Here is a 16832-nt window from a genome sequence, read left to right as displayed (position 1 = left end):
CGCCGGCGTCCCGCTGGTGCCGATCGCGCTCATAGGATCGGGGACGTGCAGAGAATCCTCGTCAGCGCCTGCCTGATGGGCCGCCGGGTCCGCTACGACGGCGGCGCGAAGACCAGCGCCGACGCCCTGCTCGCGGGCTGGCGGGCGGAGGGCCGGCTGGTGGTCTTCTGCCCCGAGGTGGCGGGCGGGCTGCCCGTTCCGCGCCCGGCGGCCGAGATCGAGGGCGGCGCGGGCGGGGCGGCGGTGCTCTCCGGCGACGCCCGCGTGCTGGCGAGCGACGGCTCCGACGTGACGGCCGAGTTCGTGGCGGGGGCGCGGGCCGCGCTTGAGGCCGCCCGTTCGGCCGGGGTCCGGCTGGCCGTGCTCAAGGAGGGCAGCCCTTCGTGCGGCGCGCTGGCGATCCATGACGGAACGTTCGGCGGCCGGCGGGTGCCCGGCCAGGGGGTGACCACCGCCCTGCTCGAAGCGCACGGCGTCCGCGTGTTCACCGAGGACCAGTTGCCCGAGGCGGCCGATCACCTGCGCGATCTGGAGGCGTAGAAGGCCCCGGCCAGCCCGGCGGCCAGCAGCACCGCCATCGTGTCGTGGAACCAGGTGCTCAGCGCGGTGGCCGCCGACGGGTGCAGGGCCAGCGCCAGGATGCCGATCAGCACGCCGCCCAGCGCCCCCGCGTGGGTGTGGACCAGGCCGTCCCAGGCCCACCGGCGGCGGGTCAGCGCGCCGTGGCCGCCGGCGAGCAGGCCCAGGGCGCACAACGTCTCCACGACCACCGCGGGCGGCACGACCGGCTGGGACAGCGGGCCGACCGTGAGGCCCGCGTGCAGCAGCGCGGCCCCGGCGAAGATCAGCGCGTAGGCCAGGGAGAGCACGCCGAGGGCTTTGCGCAGTGCGTCCATGGGCTACACGCTCGCATCGCGAGGGGCCGGCGGAATCGTCCTCAGGGAGAAGGCCGCGGTACGCCGCCCGTCGTAGCCAGCATGCGGCGGACGATCCGGATCACCTCGTCGATGGTCACCTGGGCGTCCCCGTCGGACTCGCAGGCCGCCACCTCGCGCCCGGCCTCGCCCATCACCGTGGTCAGCAGCACCACCAGCACGTTGCCCTCCGGCGTGTCCGCCAGGCCGAGCAGCCGCTTGTTGCCGCCGATCCACTCCCAGCCGCGCTGCCTGCGCAGGGTCGTGAACTCGGCCGGGCCGTCGTTCTCCAGGAACAGCCTGGCCACGTCGCGCTGCTCCCACGAGCCCTCCAGATAGGCGCGGGCGCCGGCCAGGAACCGTTCCTCGCCGGCGCCGGCGGTGGCCTTGGCCGCGCGGGAGGTGCGTTCCTCCTGTTCGCGCATGAACTGCTCCCACAGGGCCAGGAACAGACCCGGCTTGCCACCGAAATGGTGGTACAGGCTGCCGACGCTGATGCCCGACGTCTCGACGATGTCGGCGACGGTGGCCTCGGCGTACCCCTTGGCCAGGAAGACCTCGCGGGCCGCGCGCAGCAGCGTGTCGCGGGTGCCGCTGGAACGTCCCCAGCCCCGGTTCTTCATCCGGTCATTATGTACGGTCCGCCGGGTTTGATCAGGAAATCGAACTGACCTGATCAAGTGGAAACTTTCTCGCATTCCCGGGAGTCGTACAGATGCAGGGGGCCCGATTCATTTCGAAACGGGGAAAGGATTCGGCGACAATGGCTGTCGACCTGAACAACGCACAACCCCTGGCCTGGGACTCGGCCAAGCTCGACGCGGACACCAAGGAGATGCTGGACAATCTCCAGCCCAACATTCTCCGCGCGCACGTGCGCGAGCACCTGTCCGTGCTGTTCGTCAGGTTCAACGACGTCGCCGCGGGAAAGGCGTTCCTGCGGCACATCGCCGTCACGAAGATGAAGTCGGCGCGCCGGCACCTTGAGGAGGTGCGCGAGTTCGGCGCGAACGGCCGGCGCGGCACGCCGTACGTCGGCATCGGCATCAGCAAGGCCGGCTACCGCGACCTCGGCCACTCGGTCGAGGACGTGCGCAGGTTCGGCGACAAGGCGTTCCGCGACGGCATGAAGCGGCGCGGCGCCGAGCTGGACGACCCGCCGGTGACCGAGTGGGAGCCCGCCTACCAGCGGGAGATCCACGCCGTCATCCTCATCGGCGACGCCCGCCAGGACCGGGTCGAGGAGCTGCGCGAGGAGATCCTGGGCGAGCTGCCCGCAAGCGCGCGGCTGCTCGGCGAGGAGACCGGCCACGGCATGCGCAACCCCGCCGGCGACGGCATCGAGCACTTCGGGTACGTGGACGGCCGCAGCCAGCCGCTGTTCGTGCGGGACGAGGTGGACAAGGAGCCGAAGGAGCACTGGGACCCCGCCTTCCCGCTCTCCAACATCCTGGTCGCCGACCCCTTCGCACCGCACCCGGAGCGGCATTTCGGCAGCTACCTGGTCTTCAGGAAGCTGGAGCAGAACGTACGGGCGTTCAAGGAGATCGAGCAGGACCTGGCCGACGCCCTCGGCCTGCTCGGCGCCGACCGGGACCGCGCGGGCGCCATGCTCGTCGGCCGCTTCAAGGACGGCACCCCCGTCACGCTCAAGCAGAAGCCGGGCGGGGGCCCGGTGGCCAACGACTTCACCTTCGACGACGACCCGGGCTCGAAGTGCCCCTTCAGCGGGCACATCAGGAAGACGAACCCGCGATCGTTCGGCCGTGAGGTCCTCATGGCCCGCCGGGGCCAGACCTACGGCGACCGCACCGACGACCCCTGGGACGACTCCCCGCCCGGCACCCGCCCGAGCGGCGAGGTCGGCCTGCTGTTCATGGCGTTCAACAGCAGCCTGCTCGCCCAGTTCGAGTTCACGCAGCAGAGCTGGGCGAACAACGAGGACTTCCAGAACCCGGCGACCGGCCACGACCCGCTCATCGGGCAGGGAGCCCGCGACGTCAAGGTGAGCTGGCCGAAGGTGTGGGGCCGGGCCGAGCCGTCGGCCCCGCAGGCGCAGGTCGCCCAGACGATCACGATGAAGGGCGGCGAGTACTTCTTCGCGCCGTCCCTGGCCTATCTCCGCAACCTGTGACATCCGGGCCCGGCGGGGAACACCCCCGCCGGGCCCGGCGGCCTTCGGGGCGGGTTCTAAGATCGGATCTCCGGGGGGAGATCTGACGATGTTGCGGGCGTTCTTCAAGACCGAGGCGGGCAGCACGAGCGTGCTGCTCGTGGCCACCGCCCTGGCCATGGTCTGGGCCAACTCGCCGTGGGCCGGGACCTACGAGTCGTTCTGGCACCTGCCCATGGGCATCTCGTTCGGCGACGCGGTGTTCTCCCTCGACCTGCGCCATTGGGTCAACGACGGCCTCATGAGCGTGTTCTTCTTCCTGATCGGCCTGGAGGTCTCCTACGAGGTGCGGCTCGGGCAGCTCAGGGACCGGCGGCTGATCGCCGTCCCGGCCGTGGCCGCGCTCGGCGGGATGCTCGTGCCCGCCGCCGTCTACCTCGCGCTCAACCTCGGCGGCCCCGGCGCGGGCGGGTGGGGTGTGCCGATCGCCACGGACACCGCGTTCGTGCTGGGCGTGCTGGCCGTCGTCGGGGCGCGCTGTCCCGATCCGCTGCGGGCGTTCCTGCTGACGCTGGCCATCGTGGACGACGTGCTGGCCATCATGATCATCGCGATCTTCTACACGGCCAGCCTCCAGCTCACCGCGCTCGTCGTGGCCGTCGTGCTGCTGGCGGCGATCGTGCTGCTGCGCTGGCTGAAGATCTGGCGGGCGCCGGCCTACATCGCGCTCGGGTTCGGCTTGTGGGTCGCGACGCTGGAGAGCGGCATCCACCCGACGCTCGTGGGCATCGCGCTCGGCGTCCTCGTGTTCGTCTACGCCCCCAGCGACCAGAAGCTGCTGCTGGCGGGCGAGGCCGTCCAGGAGTTCACCACCGAGCCGAGCGCGCGGGCGGCCAGGGAGGCCTCGCGGCGCGTGCAGCGCGCCGTCTCGGTCAACGAACGGCTCCAGCTCCGCCTGCACCCCTGGAGCAGCTATGTGATCGTGCCGGTGTTCGCGCTGGCCAACGCCGGGGTTCGGCTCGACGGCGAGACCCTGCGGGCGGCGCTGACCTCGCCGATCTCCCTCGGCATCGCGCTGGGGCTGCTGCTCGGCAAGTTCGCCGGGATCTCGCTCGGCACGTGGCTGCCGCTGCGGTTCGGCTGGGGCATCCTGCCGGGGAACCTGGTGTGGGGGCAGCTGCTGGGCGGCGCGGCGGTGTCCGGCATCGGGTTCACGGTGGCGCTGTTCATCGTCGACCTGGCCTTCGACGACCCGGCGATCCAGAGCCAGGCCAAGATCGGCATCCTGGCCGGGTCGTTGTTGTCCGCCGCGCTGGGCTGGGTGGTCTTCCGGCTGGCCTGGGACCGGGGCGGCGTCTGCGCGCCGCCCGAGGCCGAGCCCGACGAGGAGCTGCCCGACGTGCTGTCGGTGCCGGTCGGCCCCGACGACCACGTACGGGGTCCGGCGACCGCGAAGGTGACCATCGTCGAGTACGGCGACTTCGAGTGCCCCTACTGCGGCCGTCTCCACCCCGTCCTGGACGAGATCCTGCGCCGGAACCCCGACGTCCGGCTGGTCTTCCGGCACTTCCCGATCCGGACGCTGCACCCCCGGGCCGCGTCCGCCGCCATCGTCTCCGAGGCCGCCGCCGACCGCGGCCGGTTCTGGGAGATGCACGACATCCTCTACGACAACCAGCGTTTCCTCACCGACGCCGACCTCGAACACTACGCCGCCGAGCTCGACGTCGACCCCTGGGCGGACGTGGCCGGGCACGCCTCCCGCATCGCGCTCGACGAGGCGTCGGGCAAGGAGAGCGGCGTGCGCGGCACCCCCACCCTGTTCCTGAACGGCCGCCGGCACAAGGGCGGTCTCGACCTGCAGTCGATCAGCCGTGCGGTGGAAGAACTGCGCGGATCCCCGTAACGTCGCCCGAGTCCCCCTTCTGGCTGGAGTCGCCCCATGAGTTTCCTCAACATGCTCACGAACCTGCTCCCCACCCTCATCACCGCCCTGCTGCTGGTGGTGGGCATCGTCCTGATCGGGATGAACAGACGGCACGTGGGCCGCGCGGCCACCCTCGGCATGTCGGGCTGCGGCCTGCTGCTGATCGGCACGCTGATCAACCTCGTGCTGAGCATCCTGACCCAGACGCTGATCGAGTCGTACGGCTCCAGCATGATGGCCGTCCTGCCGTTCGCCTATCTCATCTCCTCGCTGTTCCACCTGGCCGGCATCGGGCTGCTGATCTGGGCCGTCGTCGCGCGCCGCGCCGCCCCCCAGCAGGAGCGGCCGCAGGGCCCCGGCTGGCAGCAGCCCCCGCAGCCGTACCACCAGCCCTACCAGCAGCAGCCCTACCAGCAGCCCGGCCCCCAGGGCGGCCCTCAGAGTGGTCCCCAGGGCGGCTGGCAGCCGCCGCAGCCGCCGCACGGCGGCGATCAGAGCGGTTACTGAGCCTTCCGACGTCTGGACCGCGTTTCACCGGCAAGTATGACAATGTCGATGAAACCCACCTCCAGAGCCGCGTCTGAGGGGATCATGAAGCGAGAGCCGCAGGAGCCGGACCCGAACCAGACCGTCCGACATCGCGTCCCGCACCCGGAGCACCCTCCCCAGGGCCCCCCGGAAGCGCCGTACACGCAGAGCCTGCCCTACACCCCCGACATGCTCCCCGACGTCCCCCTGTACGAGCCCCCGCCGCCGCCGAAGTCGGCCTGGCGGTGGGTGGTCCTGGTGGGCGGGCTCCTGCTGCTGGTCGCGGTGGTGGCCGTGGCCACGGTCCTGTGGGTGCGCGGCCAGGCGTCCTGAGGCCCGGACGAAGCCCTTCGCTCAGGACGCCCGGGTGAAGTCCATCGTCCAGTTGGTCTCCCAGGTCTGGCCGTCGTCCGCCGAGAAGGCCTGCTCCCACCTGGCCCGGCGCTCGTCGACGACGGTCCAGACGAACCGGCAGCGCACCGGCCGGCCCTCGTGGGTCTCCTCGCCGTAGAACTCGCCCCGGTTCCCGGTGAAGGCGCCCACCATGGGCCGGGTGTCCAGCGTGCCGGTCGCGCTGCTGGCCCAGTAGATCGACCACTGCCGCGTCGCGGGGTTGCGGACGCGCACGGTCATCCCGTGCCGGCCCTTGGTGGGGAAGGCGATCTCGTCGAAGCTGGCCGCGCCGTCGAAGTGCCGGGTCGCGACCGAGCGGCCGGGGAACTCGTCCCATTCGTCGCTGCCGGCCAGCGGCTTGAGGAGCCTGCGGTTCACCACGTCCCAGGTGCCGGCGAGGAAGTCGAAGTCGTCCATGCGAGCGAACGTACGGCCGGGTCACTGACATGTAGTGTCAGTGTCCGTGCGCGCCTCCCGCCTGGTCTCGATCCTGCTGCTGTTGCAGACGCGCGGCCGCATGACGGCCCACGACCTCGCCGAGCGCCTGGAGGTCTCCGTCCGCACCATCTACCGCGACATGGAGTCCCTGCACGCCGCCGGCATCCCGCTCTACGGCGACGCCGGGCCCAACGGCGGCTACCAGCTCCTCGCCGGCTACCGCACCCGCCTCACCGGGCTGACCACCGACGAGGCGGAGTCGCTGTTCCTGGCCGGGCTGCCGGGGCCGGCGGCCGAGCTGGGCCTCGGCGCGGTGGTGACCGCCGCCCAGCTCAAGCTGATGGCCGCGCTGCCCGTCGAGCTGCGCGACCGCGCGGGCCGCATCCAGGAGCGGTTCCATCTCGACGCGCCCTCCTGGTACCGGGACGCCGAGCCGGTCACGTACCTGCCGGCCGTGGCCGACGCCGTGTGGAACGAGCGGGCCGTCCAGGTCACCTACCGGCGGTGGAAGGCGCCGCAGGAGGTGGAACGGCGGCTGGAGCCGTACGGGCTGGTGGTCAAGGCGGGCCGCTGGTACCTGGTGGCGCGCTGCGGCGAGCACGTGCGCACCTACCGCGTCTCCCAGATCCTCGACCTGCACGCCCTCCCCGAGACGTTCGCCAGGCCGGACGACTTCTCCCTGGCGGCGTACTGGCAGGAGTACCTGGCCGAGTTCGAGGCCAGGCTGCGGCGCGGCGAGGCGGTGGTGCGGCTGTCGCCGCGCGGCCTGGAACGCCTGCCCGACCTCATGACGCCCGGCGTCGCGGCGGCCGCCCGGGAGACCGCCGAGCCGCCGGACGCCGAGGGCTGGACGCGGGTCACCCTGCCGATCGAGTCGCACGACCACGCGCTCGGCGAGTTCCTGCGGCTCGGGACCGACGTCGAGGTGCTGTCCCCGCCCGCGCTGCGCGAGGCCCTGGGCGCGGCGGCGGCCGAGCTGGCCCGGCGCTACGCCTGACCCGAAAGTGGGCTCGGCCCGCCGAGTTGATTCGCCGCGAAAAGCATGATCTGATCCCAGATCAGCGTCGCAGTGCACCCGGCCAGGAGACCGCCGCGGGCATGGAGGCGCCGTGACATCGGACACGACCATGAACGACTTCCCCGAGCCGGCCCGCCGTCTGGCGGCCTTCGGCAACCAGCTGATCGACGTGCACCTCCGGCTCCGCGAAGAGCTGGCCAGGCTGCGCGACACCGCCGGCCGCGGCGGCTCCCTGCGCGACCTGCGCACCCACTGCCTGACCTTCTGCTCGGCGATCACCACCCACCACACCGGTGAGGACGCCACGGCCTTCCCGGTGCTCGCCGCCGAGTTCCCCGAACTACGCCCCGTCCTTGAGGAACTGCGCCGGGACCACGAGCAGGTGGCCGCCATCCTGCGCGACCTGGAAACCCTGCTGACCGCCGACGCGCCCGCCACCCGTGACGTGCGCACCGAGCTGGACGGCCTGTCGGCCCTGCTGGAATCGCACTTCGTCTACGAGGAGAAGCGGATCGTCGCCGCCCTCAACGCCCTGCCCGCCACGACGTGGAGCGCTCCGGCGTTCCTGGACTGACGCGCGGTCGAGCCGGACCGCTCGAACCAGGGCAAAAATCTGTGTGGAGCTATGGGGATTCGAACCCCAGACCTCCTCCATGCCATGGAGGCGCGCTACCAACTGCGCCATAGCCCCTGGTCACCGCTGCGGGATCACCCGTTGCGGCGCTCCGAGAGCATATAGCCATCCGCGCCCTTTCGCCTAATCGCCCGGCCGCCGTCCCCGCTGCGCCCGTGCCACCAGCACGGCGAGCCCGTCGAGCTGCCCGCGGAGCCCGAACTCGAAGACGGAGTCCAGGTCCAGATCCACCCCGGGATCCGTGACCACCTTCGCCAGAGTCGGGAAGGCGCCGGAGGCGAGCAACTCCGCCATCTCCCCTTCGTGCTCGCTCAGCCAGTCGTCCTCGGTCACCCCGGTCTCGGTACGCGCCTGCAGCTCCGCCTCCAGGGCCACGGCGGCGCCCCGGACGAAGTTCACCAGGGACACGACGGCGTGCAGCATGGTGCCGGCGTCGAGGCCGAGCCCGTCCAGGGCCCGCAGCAGCCGTTCGGTGGACGCCATGCCGTTGGGCACGAGCTGCGGCCGGGTCAGCGAGACCGCCTGCGCCAGCCACGGATGCCGCAGGTGCACCCGCCACAACTGCCGGAGCTCCAGCTCCAGCCGGGCCCGCCAGTCGCGCGGCGGCTGCCCGGCGGGCGGCTCCTCGCCGTAGACCGCGTCGATCATGAGCCGGACCAGCTCGTCCTTGCCCGCGACATGCCGGTACAGGGACATGGCCGAGGCGTCGACCTCGGCGGCCAGGCGGCGCATCGACACGGCGGCCAGCCCCTCCCGGTCGGCGACCCTGATCGCCTCGCGCACGACGCGCCGCGCGGTGAGGTCCTGCGCCGCCCGCCGCACGGGCCCGGCGACGACGGTCCCGACCCCCGGCACGGCCCGCGTGAGCCCCTCCTCGCGCAACCTGCCGAGGGCCCTGGTCGCGGTGGCCATCGCCACCCCCCACTCGCGGATGATCTGGCGGGTCGAGGGCACCTTGTCCCCCGGCGCCAGCTCGCCGGCGGCGATGCGGTCGCGCAACTCCGCCACGATCCGCAGATACACGGGCCGATCCACGGCCACCCCTTCCGCAGCACTAGTGCACCAGGCTCGGCGCACCCGGCGGCACCTTCTCACCGCACTAGTGCGCCGGGCGACCCTCTTGCCTGCTGGAGAACCCGAACCTACGGTACGCGTACAACGTACATGGCGCACTACCCAGGGAGGCAACCGTGCAGACCGTCCTCATCTCCGGCGGCGGCGTCGCCGGGCCCACGCTCGCCCACTGGCTGGCCCGCCTCGGGTTCCGGCCGACCGTCGTCGAACGCGCCCCCGCCCTGCGCACCGGCGGCCAGGCCGTCGACTTCCGCGGCGCCCCGCAGCTGGAGGTGCTGAAGCGCATGGGCGTGCTGGACCCGATCAGCGCGGCCCAGACCGGCATGGGCGACATCGCCATCGTCGACGGCGCCGGCAGACGGCTGGCCAGGCTGCCGTCGGAGGTGTTCAGCGGCGACGTGGAGATCCTGCGCGGCGACCTGACCCGCATCCTGAACGAGGCCGCCCCCGCCGAACGCCTCCTCGGCGACTCGATCACCTCCCTGACCGAGCGCCCCGACGGCGTGCAGGTGACCTTCGAAAAGGCCGCGCCCCGCACGTTCGACCTGGTCGTCGGCGCGGACGGCATTCGCAGCAAGGTACGCGAGCTGGCCTTCCCGGCCGCTCCCCTGCGCCATCTCGGCTTCTACGGCGCCGTCTTCTCCGTCCCCGGCACGTACGGGCTGGACCACGACGGCCTGATGCACAACGTGCCGGGCCGCTGCGCCACCATCGTCCGGACGAACGGCCGGACCAGGGCGTCGCTCGACTTCGCCACGCCCCCGCTCGACGTCGGCCACCGCGACCAGGCGGCGCAGCGGGCCCTGGTGGCGCGGGCGTTCCGGGAAGTGGGCTGGCAGGTCCCGTCCCTGCTGGCGGCCATGGACAGGGCCGAGGACTTCTACTTCTGGCAGGCCGCCCAGGTCGTCCTGCCCCGGTGGTCGTCCGGCCGGGTGGCGCTGGTCGGCGACGCCGGGTACGCCCCCGGCCCCGGCGGCATGGGCACGGGGCTCGGGATGATCGGCGCGTACGTGCTGGCCGCCGAGCTGGCCGCGGCCCCCGGCGACCACAGTGCCGCCTTCGACGCCTACGAGCGGCGGATGAGACCGTACGTCGAGGTGTGCCAGAAGCAGGCCGAGGGGGCCGACAAATACCTCGTGCCGGGCACGCGGGCGCGGATCCGGCTGCGGAACCAGATGATGCGCATGCTGCCGTACCTGCCGGGCAAGGGCATGGTCAAGCGGATGACGGACAAGGCCGCGAGCGCCGTCACGCTGCCGGACCATCCCCGGCAGGGCGCTCGCCGCCCCGCGCAGCCGGCCTGAGCCGGTCGGCTACGCCTCCGCGTCAGGGCGGTCGTCGCTGCTGATGGGCTCGGGCAGGGTGCCGGCGTTGTGTTCGAGCAGCCGCCAGCCCTGACGGCCCTCCTGCAGCACCGACCAGGAGCAGTTGCCCAGCCCGCCCAGCGCCGGCCACAGCTCCTCGGGCAGGCCGAGCAGCTCGCAGATGCCGAGCCGCAGCGCGGCGCCGTGCGAGGCGACGACCAGGAGCCCGTCGTCGTCGAGCTTGGCCGCCCACTTGCGCATGGAGGCGGCCACCCGGGTCGCGACCTCCGAGACGGGCTCGCCGTCGGGGGCCTCCCAGGCGATGTACTCCTCGGGCCAGCGCGCGGCGATCTCGTCGCGCGTCAGACCCTCCCACTGGCCGCCGCCGCGTTCGCGGAAGTCCTTGTCGACGGTCACGTCGAGCCCCACGAGCCTGCCGAGCGCCAGGGCCGTGTCATGGGCGCGCTGGAGGTCGGAGGAGACGATGAGGGTGGGCCGCAGCGAGGCCAGCAGCGAGGCGGCCCTGGCCGCCTGCGCGACGCCGGTCTCGTCGAGCGGGATGTCGGAGTGGCCCTGGAAACGGTGCTCCACGTTCCACAGGGTCTGTCCGTGGCGGAGGCAGACGATCCGCCTGCTCAACTGCGGGCCCGCTGGATGTTGGCGAGCATGACGCTCTCCGGCAGCCCGATGGCCGGGCAGTCCTTCCACAGGCGCTCAAGGGCGTAGAACGTGCGGTCTTCCTCATGCTGGACGTGCACGACGATGTCGATGTAGTCGAGCAGCACCCAGCGGCCCTCGCGCTCGCCCTCGCGGCGCACGGGCTTGGCGTCGGCCTCGGTGCGCAGCCGGTCTTCGATCTCGTCGACGATGGCGCGGACCTGGCGGTCGTTCGTGGCGGAGCAGAGCAGGAAGGCGTCGGTGATGACGAGCTGCTCGCTCACGTCGTAGGCGAGGATGTCATCGGCCAGCTTGTCGGCCGCGGCCTCGGCGGCGATCTGGACGAGCTGAACGGATCTGTCGGATGCGGTCACGATGCGGGTCTGTCCTCCTGTGTCGGCAGCATGCCCATATACCGAGGGTACCCTTCCAGGCCGAAACCCCTCACCCACGGCGCGGAGAGCTTCAGCCTTCCCCGTGATACAACCCTCGTTTGTTGATGTACTGCACGATTCCGTCCGGCACCAGATACCAGATCGGCTCCCCCTTGGCCACCCGCTGACGGCACTCCGACGACGAGATGGCCAGCGCGGGTATCTCCAGCAGGGTCACCCTGCCCTCGGGCAGCCCGGGGTCGTGCAACGTGTGCCCAGGGCGGGTGCAGCCCACGAAGTGCGCCAGCTCGAACAGCTCGTCGGCGTCCTGCCAGCCCAGGATCGCGCCGAGCGCGTCGGCGCCGGTGATGAAGTACAGGTCCACCTGCGGGCCGTAGACGTTGGAGATGTCCCGCAGCGTGTCGATGGTGAAGGTGGGGCCGGGGCGGTCGATGTCCACCCTGCTCACGGAGAAGCGGGGGTTGGAGGCCGTGGCGATGACCGTCATCAGATAGCGGTCCTCGGGCGCCGACACCTCGCGTCCGGACTTCTGGTACGGCCGCCCGGTCGGCACGAACACGACCTCGTCGAGGTCGAAGTGATGGGCGACCTCGCTTGCTGCGACCAGGTGGCCGTGGTGGATGGGATCGAAGGTCCCGCCCATCACACCCACCCGCCGCTTCCCCTGGTTCCCAGGCGCGTTCATCATGAGTCGGACCCTACGCGGACGGGGTACCCGAACATGACGGCACCCCCCTTGGTGATGTCCGCGCATCACATCCGTTGCGGACGTAGCATGCCGGGCATGACGACCACCCCGGACCGCAACCGCGTCCAACTGCCCGGCATCTCGTCCCGAGCCTACGAACACCCCGCAGACCGGTCCGCCCTGGTCGCTCTGCGTAAGTTGAGTGGGTTCGACACGGTTCTCAAGCAGATGTCCGGTCTTGTGAGTGAGCGCCGCCTTCGCCTGATGTACCTGGCGTCGTCCGTGCGCGTCAGCGAGACCCAGTTCCGCTCCCTGTACGACATGGGGCGCGACGCGGCCTACATCCTCGACCTGCACCGCATCCCGGAGATCTACGTTCAGCAGGACCCGCACGTCCAGGCCAAGGCCATCGGCTTCGACGACCCGTTCATCGTCGTCACCACCGGCCTGCTCAACCTCATGGACGAGGAGGAGCAGCGCTTCGTCATCGGCCACGAGACCTCGCACATCCTGTCGGGTCACGCGGTCTACCGGACGATGCTCGACATCCTCACCCGCCTCGCCACGCGCGTCGCCTGGATCCCGCTCGGCTACATCGGGCTGCGCGCCATCGTCGCGGGCCTGGAGGAGTGGTACCGCAAGTCGGAGCTCTCCTCCGACCGCGGCGGCCTGCTGACCGCCCAGAACCCCGAGTCGGCCAAGCGCGCGCTGATGAAGCTCGCCGGCGGCGCCTACACCCACGAGATGAACATCGAGGCGTTCCTGGAGCAGTACCAGGAGTACGACACCGCGGGCGACCTGCGCGACGGCTTCCTCAAGGTGCTCAACCTGCTCGGCACCACCCACCCGTTCGCCGTGGTGCGCGTCGCCGAGCTCGACAAGTGGCAGCGCAGCGGCGAGTACGACCGCATCATCGGCGGCGACTACCCCCGCAGGGAGGACGACGCCAACGCCCGCGTCACCGACGAGATCAAGGCGGCGGCCGAGTCCTACCGCGCCTCCTGGTCCCAGTCGCAGGACCCCTTCATCGGCGTGCTGCGCGACGTGGCCGAAGGGGCGGTGAACGCGGGCGAGCGCATCTTCAACCGCTTCTCGCGCCGCGACGGCGGCCAGGGCTGACCGGCCGGCCGTCCTCGCCGCCTACAGCAGGAGGGCGATCGCGCGCACGGCGGCCGCGCACAGGGCGACGAACCCGCCCAGCACGGCCAGTGCGCGCAGCCCTTCCCTGCGCAACTCCGGCAGCTTGCCGCCGATCCGCTCGATCTCGCGCCCGGTGATACCGCCGCACAACATGCCGAACACCACCGCCGCGACCGTCACGGGCGCCGGCTGCTGCCACCAGTCGGAGTCGATCTGACCGCCACCGGTCACCCAGAGCGCACCGCCCGACGCCACCGCGACGGGCACTCCCGGCCACACCACGGCGGTCGCCGCCGCCCCGGTCAGCGCGAACGGGAACAGCAACACGCGCAGCGCGATCCGCATGCGACGCGCGCTGCGCTTCCTGACCAGCCAATGACTCATCCAGAGCGTCCTGGTCAGCACCACGAACGCCGTCGTGATGGCGATCGAGGCGATCGGCCAGATCACCGACGTCACCACGCACGGCACCGCCAGCACCGCGAGCAGCAGCAGAGCCGTGTTGCCCGCGGGCAGCGTGGTCGGCGCCTCGCCCCTGAGCCTGGTCCGCCGGCCGTCCTGTGACCTGCTCCGCACGGCCGCCGTCGCCCGCGCGCGCGGGCCCGTCTTGGGGTCGGCGCCATTCCTGGTGCGGGGCGTGGCGGCCTTGCCGTCGGTGTTCGTCCTGCCCCGCGGCGGCGGAACCGCGCCGTCGGCCCTGACCCGGGTCCCGTCGGCGCCGGTCCTGGCCCGCGTGCCGTCCGTGCCGGTGCGGGTGCGCGTGCCGTCCGTGCCGGTGCGGGGACGTGTCCCCTCCGTGCCGGTCCTGGGGCGGGTGCCCTCCGTGCCGGTCCTGGCGCGGGTGCTCTCCGTTCCCGGCCTGGGGCGGGGGGCGGAGGCCGGTCCGTCCGTGCCCGGCCTGGGGCGCGCGGCCGAGGCCGCGCCGTCGGCCCGGTTCCGCGCGGCGGGCGGTTCCGTCCGGTTGCGCGCCGTGGGCGGTTCCGTCCGGTTCCTGGGTACGGGCGTCTTCCCGTCCCCGCCGGTACGCGTGCGCGGCACGGGCGTCTTCCCGTCGGTGCCCGTACGGCCGCGCGGCACGGGCGTCTTGCCCTCCGTGCCGGCCCGGCCGCGGGGCGCGGGCACCTCGGCCGTCGTGCCGTTCGCCCGGCTTCGTGCGCTCTCGCCCCTGGACGCCTCCTCGGCGGCCACGGACGCGTCGCCGTCGGGCCCGTTGGTGGCCTTGGCCAGCCGGGAGAGCCGGTCGGCCAGCAACGCCGCGGTGGGCCGCTTGCCGGGCTCCCGGTTGAGCGCCGCCCGCACCAGCGGCAGCAGCGCCACCGGCACGCCCTTGAGGTCGGCCTGCCCGTTCAGCACCGCGTACATCTGCGCCTCGGCCGTGCCGCGCCCGAACGTGGGCCGCCCGGTCGCCGCGAACGCCACCGTCGCGGCCCAGGCGTGCACGTCGGCGGGCGAGTCCACCTGCTCGTCGGCGAAGATCTCCGGCGCGGTGTAGCCGGGCGTGCCGAGGAACGTGCCCGTCATGGTGAGCCGGGTCGCGTCGAGCACCTGCGCGATGCCGAAGTCGATGAGGACCGGCCCCTCGGTGCCCATGATGATGTTGCCCGGCTTCAGGTCGCGGTGCACGACCCCGGCCGCGTGGATGATGGCCAGCGCCGCGGCGATGCCCTGCGCCATGTGCACGAGCTGGCCCAGGTCGAGCGGCCCGCTCTGGCGTACGCGCTCCAGCAGCGTGACGCCCTCGATGTGCTCCATGACCAGGTAGGGCCGGGCACAGCTCAGGTCGGCGTCGAGCACCTTGGCCACGTAGGGGCTCTCGACCCTGCGCAGCGCGCGCACCTCGCGCTCCAGCCTGACCCGGGACATCTCGTCCTCGGCCAGGTCGTGGAGGACCTTGAGTGCGACCTGCTCGCCACGGCGGGTGGTGGCGAGGTAGACCTCGCCCATGCCGCCTCGGCCGAGCCGCTCGACCAGGCTGTACGGCCCGACCTTGCCGAGCTTGCTCACCGTCCCTCCCCGCCCGGCGCGCCCATAAGGGACACAACCCTAGCGCTGGGACGACAGTTGACGCCCGCGGCGCGCCGGAGCCGTTGAACCTTTATCGGGGTGAACGGTCGGAGAGCATGCTGTCGAGCTCGGCCGTGGGTTCCTCGGCCAGGGGCTTGCGGCCCTTCCTGCGCCAGTTGACGTGACCGCGGCTCTCCAGCCAGAGCAGCAGACGGTCGGCGCCGAACAGCACCGCGGCCGAGAAGACAAGGGCGACGACAATTTCCATGACACCCAGTCAACCGAGGCCGCGGGCCGCCGGTCAGCCCGACACGCCGACTAACCGCAAGCCGGTCCGGGTACCACAGTGCCTTCTGACGTGCGCAGATGCCCTTCTCCCGTGTAGATCCACTTGGTGGAGGTCAGCTCCGGCAGGCCCATCGGGCCACGCGCGTGCAGCTTCTGCGTGGAGATGCCGATCTCCGCGCCGAACCCGAACTCGCCGCCGTCGGTGAACCTGGTCGAGGCGTTCACCGCCACGGCCGCGGAGTCCACGAGCGAGACGAAGCGGCGGGCGGCCGGCTGCGACCGGGTGACGATCGCGTCGGTGTGCCCGGAGCCGTAGCGCCGGATGTGGGCCACGGCCTCCTCAAGCGAGCCGACGACGGCGGCGGCGATGTCGAGCGACAGGTATTCGGTGGCGAAGTCGTCGTCGGTGACCGGCACGACCTCGCCGTAACCGGCGATGCGCTCATCGCCGTGGACGGTCACCCCCGCCTCGGCCAGCGCCCGCAGCGCCCTCGGCACGAACGCGTCGGCGACCTCCTCGTGGACGAGGAACGTCTCGGCCGCGTTGCACACCGACGGCCGCTGCGCCTTGGAGTTGACCAGGATCTGCACGGCCAGGTCGAGATCGGCCTCCGCGTCGACGTAGACGTGGCAGTTGCCGACGCCGGTCTCGATCACCGGGACCGTGGACTCCTCGACCACCGAGTTGATCAGCGCCGCCCCGCCGCGCGGGATCAGCACGTCGACCAGCCCGCGGGCGCGCATCAGCTCCTTGACCGACTCCCGCGTCGTACCGGGCACCAGTTGCACCGCCCCGGCGGGCACCTGCGTGCCCGCGAGCGCGTCCTGCATGATCCGCACCAGCGCCGTGTTGGAGGAGTAGGCGCTCGACGAGCCTCTGAGCAGCACCGCGTTGCCGCTCTTGAGGCAGAGCGCGGCGGCGTCGACCGTGACGTTGGGACGCCCCTCGTAGATGATGCCGATCACGCCCAGCGGCACCCTGAGCTGCCGCAGCTCCAGCCCGTTGGGCAGCGTGCTGCCCCGGACGACCTCGCCGACCGGGTCGGGCAGGTCGGCCACCTCCCGCACGGCCTCGGCGATGGCCTCGATCCTGGCCTCGTCGAGCCGCAACCGGTCGATCATCGCCTCGGACGTGCCCTGGGCCCGCGCCCGCTCGACGTCTTCGGCGTTGGCCTCGACGATCTCGGCCGCGTGCGCGACCAGGGCGTCGGCGATCACCCGCAACGCCCGGTCCTTGGGCGCCCGCGGCAGCGGGGCCAGCTCGGCGGCGGCCTCTCGTGCCGCGCGGGCGACCTTCAGGAACTCCTCGGACATCGC

19 protein-coding genes and 1 tRNA gene are annotated in these 16832 nt (G+C 72.0%); 9 read left to right on the top strand and 11 right to left on the bottom strand.

Annotated elements, in window-relative coordinates:
- Positions 1-45: 45 nt before the first annotated feature.
- Positions 46-540: a DUF523 domain-containing protein gene (locus ACIBK9_RS35840; RefSeq protein ID WP_358284004.1), complete on the top strand. Its 495-nt coding sequence runs from the start codon at positions 46-48 to the stop codon at positions 538-540.
- Here the strand turns inward: ACIBK9_RS35840 and ACIBK9_RS35835 are convergent.
- Both ACIBK9_RS35835 and ACIBK9_RS35830 read right to left on the bottom strand, forming a co-directional pair.
- Positions 516-896, bottom strand: a complete 381-nt coding sequence (locus tag ACIBK9_RS35835) for a hypothetical protein (protein WP_397163119.1) — start codon at positions 894-896, stop codon at positions 516-518. The genes ACIBK9_RS35840 and ACIBK9_RS35835 overlap by 25 nt on opposite strands.
- A gap of 41 nt (positions 897-937) precedes the next feature.
- Complete coding sequence (locus ACIBK9_RS35830) at positions 938-1537, bottom strand: TetR/AcrR family transcriptional regulator (protein WP_397163118.1); 600 nt, start codon at positions 1535-1537, stop codon at positions 938-940.
- Positions 1538-1677: 140 nt separating this feature from the next.
- Between ACIBK9_RS35830 and ACIBK9_RS35825 the strand changes: the two genes are divergently transcribed.
- From ACIBK9_RS35825 to ACIBK9_RS35810, 4 genes are all read left to right on the top strand, one after another.
- Positions 1678-3048 (top strand): Dyp-type peroxidase, encoded by a 1371-nt coding sequence (locus tag ACIBK9_RS35825; protein WP_397163116.1) that lies wholly within the window; start codon positions 1678-1680, stop codon positions 3046-3048.
- Between the two features lie 88 nt (positions 3049-3136).
- Complete coding sequence (gene nhaA / locus ACIBK9_RS35820) at positions 3137-4933, top strand: Na+/H+ antiporter NhaA (RefSeq protein ID WP_397163114.1); 1797 nt, start codon at positions 3137-3139, stop codon at positions 4931-4933.
- A gap of 36 nt (positions 4934-4969) precedes the next feature.
- Positions 4970-5461, top strand: a complete 492-nt coding sequence (locus tag ACIBK9_RS35815) for a hypothetical protein (protein WP_397163113.1) — start codon at positions 4970-4972, stop codon at positions 5459-5461.
- Positions 5462-5545: 84 nt separating this feature from the next.
- Positions 5546-5815 carry a hypothetical protein gene (locus ACIBK9_RS35810; protein ID WP_358283989.1) on the top strand — a complete coding sequence of 90 codons (270 nt, stop codon included), beginning with the start codon at positions 5546-5548 and terminating at the stop codon, positions 5813-5815.
- Positions 5816-5836: 21 nt separating this feature from the next.
- On the opposite strand, the gene ACIBK9_RS35805 is transcribed toward ACIBK9_RS35810, so the two are convergent.
- Positions 5837-6292 (bottom strand): hypothetical protein, encoded by a 456-nt coding sequence (locus tag ACIBK9_RS35805; protein WP_387663403.1) that lies wholly within the window; start codon positions 6290-6292, stop codon positions 5837-5839.
- Between the two features lie 46 nt (positions 6293-6338).
- Between ACIBK9_RS35805 and ACIBK9_RS35800 the strand changes: the two genes are divergently transcribed.
- Together ACIBK9_RS35800 and ACIBK9_RS35795 are read left to right on the top strand one after the other, a co-directional pair.
- Positions 6339-7310, top strand: coding sequence for a helix-turn-helix transcriptional regulator (locus ACIBK9_RS35800; protein ID WP_397163112.1), 972 nt, complete (start codon positions 6339-6341; stop codon positions 7308-7310).
- Positions 7311-7422: 112 nt separating this feature from the next.
- Positions 7423-7905, top strand: a complete 483-nt coding sequence (locus tag ACIBK9_RS35795) for a hemerythrin domain-containing protein (RefSeq protein WP_358283982.1) — start codon at positions 7423-7425, stop codon at positions 7903-7905.
- A 44-nt stretch (positions 7906-7949) separates the two neighbouring features.
- Here ACIBK9_RS35795 and ACIBK9_RS35790 read toward each other — a convergent pair.
- Together ACIBK9_RS35790 and ACIBK9_RS35785 are read right to left on the bottom strand one after the other, a co-directional pair.
- Positions 7950-8022 (bottom strand) — tRNA-Ala (locus ACIBK9_RS35790).
- A 66-nt stretch (positions 8023-8088) separates the two neighbouring features.
- Positions 8089-9000: a TetR/AcrR family transcriptional regulator C-terminal domain-containing protein gene (locus ACIBK9_RS35785; RefSeq protein ID WP_397163111.1), complete on the bottom strand. Its 912-nt coding sequence runs from the start codon at positions 8998-9000 to the stop codon at positions 8089-8091.
- A 155-nt stretch (positions 9001-9155) separates the two neighbouring features.
- Here ACIBK9_RS35785 and ACIBK9_RS35780 point away from each other — a divergent pair, with 155 nt between their 5' ends.
- Complete coding sequence (locus tag ACIBK9_RS35780; protein ID WP_397163110.1) at positions 9156-10343, top strand: FAD-dependent monooxygenase; 1188 nt, start codon at positions 9156-9158, stop codon at positions 10341-10343.
- Positions 10344-10352: 9 nt separating this feature from the next.
- On the opposite strand, the gene ACIBK9_RS35775 is transcribed toward ACIBK9_RS35780, so the two are convergent.
- From ACIBK9_RS35775 to nadD, 3 genes are all read right to left on the bottom strand, one after another.
- Positions 10353-10982, bottom strand: a complete 630-nt coding sequence (locus ACIBK9_RS35775) for a histidine phosphatase family protein (protein WP_358283976.1) — start codon at positions 10980-10982, stop codon at positions 10353-10355.
- A complete protein-coding gene (gene rsfS / locus ACIBK9_RS35770; protein ID WP_397163109.1) occupies positions 10979-11374 on the bottom strand; it encodes a ribosome silencing factor in 396 nt (131 codons plus the stop codon). Before rsfS ends, ACIBK9_RS35775 begins: the two co-directional genes overlap by 4 nt.
- A 91-nt stretch (positions 11375-11465) precedes the next feature.
- Positions 11466-12083, bottom strand: coding sequence for a nicotinate-nucleotide adenylyltransferase (gene nadD / locus ACIBK9_RS35765; protein ID WP_397163108.1), 618 nt, complete (start codon positions 12081-12083; stop codon positions 11466-11468).
- A gap of 87 nt (positions 12084-12170) precedes the next feature.
- Between nadD and ACIBK9_RS35760 the strand changes: the two genes are divergently transcribed.
- Entirely contained in the window at positions 12171-13202 is a 1032-nt protein-coding gene (locus ACIBK9_RS35760; protein WP_387663390.1) for a M48 family metallopeptidase, read from the top strand.
- Positions 13203-13223: 21 nt separating this feature from the next.
- On the opposite strand, the gene ACIBK9_RS35755 is transcribed toward ACIBK9_RS35760, so the two are convergent.
- From ACIBK9_RS35755 to ACIBK9_RS35745, 3 genes are all read right to left on the bottom strand, one after another.
- The gene (locus ACIBK9_RS35755) at positions 13224-15227 is read right to left on the bottom strand and encodes a protein kinase (protein WP_397163107.1); all 2004 of its coding nucleotides are present in this window, start codon (positions 15225-15227) and stop codon (positions 13224-13226) included.
- 91 nt (positions 15228-15318) lie between these two features.
- Positions 15319-15495, bottom strand: coding sequence for a hypothetical protein (locus ACIBK9_RS35750; protein WP_352325645.1), 177 nt, complete (start codon positions 15493-15495; stop codon positions 15319-15321).
- A gap of 50 nt (positions 15496-15545) precedes the next feature.
- The gene (locus tag ACIBK9_RS35745) at positions 15546-16829 is read right to left on the bottom strand and encodes a glutamate-5-semialdehyde dehydrogenase (protein WP_397163105.1); all 1284 of its coding nucleotides are present in this window, start codon (positions 16827-16829) and stop codon (positions 15546-15548) included.
- Positions 16830-16832 lie beyond the last annotated feature (3 nt).

The organism is Nonomuraea sp. NPDC050227 (genome assembly GCF_044459705.1).
Lineage (GTDB): Bacteria > Actinomycetota > Actinomycetes > Streptosporangiales > Streptosporangiaceae > Nonomuraea.
Note: the sequence above shows the minus strand (reverse complement) of the source record. Positions and strands in the feature narration are given on the sequence as shown.

What these genes read in the sequence shown, in the direction of transcription:
- ACIBK9_RS35835 (WP_397163119.1), bottom strand. Translation starts at nt 896, where the DNA reads ATGGACGCACTGCGCAAAGCCCTCGGCGTGCTCTCCCTGGCCTACGCG.
- ACIBK9_RS35830 (WP_397163118.1), bottom strand. Translation starts at nt 1,537, where the DNA reads ATGAAGAACCGGGGCTGGGGACGTTCCAGCGGCACCCGCGACACGCTG.
- ACIBK9_RS35825 (WP_397163116.1), top strand. Translation starts at nt 1,678, where the DNA reads ATGGCTGTCGACCTGAACAACGCACAACCCCTGGCCTGGGACTCGGCC.
- nhaA (WP_397163114.1), top strand. Translation starts at nt 3,137, where the DNA reads ATGTTGCGGGCGTTCTTCAAGACCGAGGCGGGCAGCACGAGCGTGCTG.
- ACIBK9_RS35815 (WP_397163113.1), top strand. Translation starts at nt 4,970, where the DNA reads ATGAGTTTCCTCAACATGCTCACGAACCTGCTCCCCACCCTCATCACC.
- ACIBK9_RS35810 (WP_358283989.1), top strand. Translation starts at nt 5,546, where the DNA reads ATGAAGCGAGAGCCGCAGGAGCCGGACCCGAACCAGACCGTCCGACAT.
- ACIBK9_RS35805 (WP_387663403.1), bottom strand. Translation starts at nt 6,292, where the DNA reads ATGGACGACTTCGACTTCCTCGCCGGCACCTGGGACGTGGTGAACCGC.
- nadD (WP_397163108.1), bottom strand. Translation starts at nt 12,083, where the DNA reads ATGATGAACGCGCCTGGGAACCAGGGGAAGCGGCGGGTGGGTGTGATG.
- ACIBK9_RS35760 (WP_387663390.1), top strand. Translation starts at nt 12,171, where the DNA reads ATGCCGGGCATGACGACCACCCCGGACCGCAACCGCGTCCAACTGCCC.
- ACIBK9_RS35750 (WP_352325645.1), bottom strand. Translation starts at nt 15,495, where the DNA reads ATGGAAATTGTCGTCGCCCTTGTCTTCTCGGCCGCGGTGCTGTTCGGC.
- ACIBK9_RS35745 (WP_397163105.1), bottom strand. Translation starts at nt 16,829, where the DNA reads ATGTCCGAGGAGTTCCTGAAGGTCGCCCGCGCGGCACGAGAGGCCGCC.